Raw genomic sequence first — 3,607 nt, 5'->3', positions numbered from 1 at the left:
GATAAATTGAGCTTGAGATGTTACAACGCTCAAGTGGGCGAAATCATGGCGAATGTCAAAGCGATTAACAAAGTCATAGGACTAGGTATGCCCGTTAGAAGCTAACGGCTAGCTACATATGGTGTCGTTGATCTTCAAGCTGATTTGATTAACAACGCCGCCGTAAGCCAGTAAAACAACGGTAGGTAGGTTGTCGTTCTTGAAGTGGAAACACTTAATTGAAATTGATTTCGAAAATCATCTACTTTTTCCGGTTTAAGATAAATCTATTTAAAACAATCATTTAAGATGCAAGTTGCACTTCAAAAACTATGCGAACAGTTAAAGTGATGATTTGATCCATCAAATGGGATTACATAATAAAACCTTTTGTTCTTAATATTCGGTTCGAAGCAACGAGATGCTTTATTTATTTTGAATAATCCAACAAATATCATTATTAAGTTATTCGTTAGATTATTTACTCCTTATATTTAGTAACAAGAGTAAATTTGTCATGGACATTATTTCTAATCTGTTTGACATGGCACCATTTGTCGCACTATTTATTACACTCTCATTGGGTTATATGGTTGGTAAAATTACTATCGGCCGATTTGTTTTAGGCGGTGTGGCCGGAACATTATTAATGGGCGTAATTATTGGGCAATTTGGTGTTCAGATTGATCCCGGCGTAAAAAGTATTTTCTTTGCGCTCTTTATTTATGCTGTGGGTTATCAAGGCGGCGCACAATTCTTTAAAGCGCTTAACTTTAGAACCATCAACATTCTGTTGTCTGCGGTTGTTATGACGGTTTCAGGCTTATTGTGTGTACTTGCCGCTGCGTGGTTGTTTGACTTAGATAGAGGTACTGCTGCGGGCCTAGCTGCCGGTGGTTTAACTCAGTCTGCGATCATTGGTACTGCAGGCGATGCGATCGCCCGTTTGGGTGGTGTGTCTGAAGAAGCCAAACATCTGATGCAAACTAACGTTGCTGTTGGTTACGCTGTAACTTACATCTTCGGTTCTCTAGGTCCAATCCTAATGGTGACATGGGTATTCCCAACACTAATGAAATGGGATATCCGCGCTGAAGCAATCAAAATGGCAGAAGCGAACTCAGATGGTAATGCAGAGCTTGGTGCTGGTGAATTCAATGCGATGACAAAACTTGAGACTCGCGCTTTTGAAATCAAAGCAGAGAGCAAAGTGAATGGTTTGACACTAGCCCAAATCAATCAAGATTCAATAGACGCATGCATCGAAGTTATCGAGCGTGATGGCAAAGCGATTGAAGCAGACAAATTTACTAAGCTTCAACAAGGCGATGTTCTGGTTATCACAGGTACTCGTAAAGCCATTGGTCAGTTGAAAGGTGACTCTGTTGGCTCTGAAGTTGTGCTTCCAGAAGAGTACGAAGTCATTGAAGAGAACCGTCAGCTTATCGCAGACAACAAACAACTGATTGGCCGTACACTAGGTCAAATCAAATCAGAAGCGAACAAAGGCACTTACCGTGGTGTTTATGTGACTGACTACCTTCGCGAAGGTGTATCAATCCCAGTTCACGCTGACCTTGTTGTTAAGAAAAATGATGTTATTCAATTAACTGGCTCACCAAGCGATATTAATCGTGTTCAAGGTACAATCGGTAAGCCAATGAACTCAGCAACAATGACTGACTTCATTGTACTAGGCATGGGTATGGTATTGGGTCTTTTGATTGGCCTAATCAACTTCAAAATTGCAGGTATTCCGGTCACTATCGGCTCTGGTGCAGGCTGTCTAGTGTCAGGTCTGATTGTTGGTTGGTTACGCAGCCGTAACCCACATGTGGCGCAATTCCCAGAATCAGCAGCAAGCTTTATTCGCGACTTCGGTCTAGCAGCATTCGTGGGTATCGTTGGTCTTGAGGCTGGCCCTCAAGCGGTAGACACCATCAAAGAACACGGTATGAGCCTACTATTCTTGGGTGTTGCGGTAACCATCATTCCACAGATTATTTCATTCTTCTTCTCGTACTTTGTATTGAAGATAAAGAATCCGGTAGAAGCTTTAGGTTGTGTAACCGGTGGTCGAAGTGCAAACCCAGCGTTCGCTGCATTGATGGAAAAAACAGGCAACGCAACGCCAGTATTCTCTTTTACTGTGACTTACGCCGTAGCCAACGTGTTACTGACTCTATGGGGCCCAATTATCGTCGGCATTATTACCGTTAATGCGGGTATGTAATTAAAACCTACAACTCATTATAGATTTAAAAAATCATCAACTTATTAACAGACCTACCCAATCAAAAATAGGGTAGGCCTGAATAATCACGCTTAAGTAAAACACTTTATTTAATTACAAGTGTTTAATATTAAATTATTAGGTATCTATTATGACTACTCAAACTCCAACTATCGATTTTTCAAAATTCGCTGACCTAAGCCCATTCGAGCTAAAAGACAAACTGATTGAAGTGGCGCAAGCTGTGCCAGATCGTGCACTTCTTGATGCAGGTCGTGGTAACCCTAACTTCCTAGCAACGCTACCTCGTAAAGCCTTCATCCGTCTTGGTGAGTTTGCGGTAGCAGAAGCAGAGCGTAACTACGCTTACCTAGGTGGTGATTTCGGTGGTATCCCTGATGGTGTTGGCATCGTTGAGCGTTTCGACACGTTCGCAAGCCAATATGCAGCAGACAAAGGCGTTGACTTCCTACGTCGTGCACTAAGCTACGCAAAAGACCGTCTAGGTATCGAAAAACAAGCGTTCCTAAACGAGCTAGTACTGGCTTACCTTGCGTGTAACTACCCAGTGCCACCACGTATGCTAGTGAACATCGAGAAAGTGGTTAAACAATACATCGCAGAAGAGATGTACGGCCCAATGCCAATGACGACTAACTTTGACTTGTTCGCAACAGAAGGCGGCACAGCGTCAATGACGTACACGTTCGCAACCATGTTCAACAATGGTCTATTGAAAAAAGGTGACAAAGTTGCGCTAATCACGCCAATCTTTACCCCTTACCTAGAAATCCCAGAGCTTTCTGAGTATGAGCTAGAAATCGTTGAGCTACGCCTTGATGAGACGACTTGGCAGCTACCAATGTCTGAAATCGAGAAACTGGCAGATACAGACATCAAACTGCTTTGCGTCGTTAACCCTGCTAATCCAGCATCAGTGAAATTCTCTGACGAGACTCTAGAGAACCTAACAAACTTTGTGAATGAGCAACGCAGTGACCTATTCATCATCACTGATGACGTATACGGTACATTTGCCGATGACTTCGTTTCTCTATTTGCAAAACTACCATACAACACACTTTGTGTTTACTCGTTCTCTAAGTACTTTGGCGCAACAGGCTGGCGTTTAGGTACCATTGGTATCCAACACAAAAACGTATTTGATGACTCACTAAGTTCTTTCAGCGAAGAAAAACAGTGTCAACTTGATGACCGTTACAAAACACTGACTCCAGAGCCACGTGACATTAAGTTCATCGACCGCATCGTTGCGGATAGCCGTAGCGTAGCCTTGAATCACACTGCCGGTCTATCTCTACCGCAACAAGTGCAAATGGCGATGTTTGCTCTAACTTGTCTAATGGACTCAGAAGGTCGCTACAAAGCCGCTTG

General features: G+C 42.8%; 2 protein-coding genes and 1 pseudogene. All 3 read left to right on the top strand.

From position 1 onward, the window contains the following. Positions 1–105, top strand: a pseudogene (locus AB4507_RS11490) (IS5/IS1182 family transposase); the annotation flags it as partial. A gap of 391 nt (positions 106–496) precedes the next feature. After that, positions 497–2,212 (top strand): aspartate-alanine antiporter, encoded by a 1,716-nt coding sequence (gene aspT, locus AB4507_RS11485; RefSeq protein ID WP_136981858.1) that lies wholly within the window; start codon positions 497–499, stop codon positions 2,210–2,212. Positions 2,213–2,363: 151 nt separating this feature from the next. After that, positions 2,364–3,607: bifunctional aspartate transaminase/aspartate 4-decarboxylase (locus tag AB4507_RS11480; protein WP_372182706.1), on the top strand; the 1,244-nt coding region annotated here is incomplete at its 3' end.

This window comes from Vibrio sp. 10N.222.54.A3, assembly GCF_041474095.1.
In the GTDB taxonomy this organism is placed as follows: Bacteria; Pseudomonadota; Gammaproteobacteria; order Enterobacterales; family Vibrionaceae; genus Vibrio; species Vibrio crassostreae_C.
This window is presented reverse-complemented; position numbering and strand designations above follow the sequence as displayed.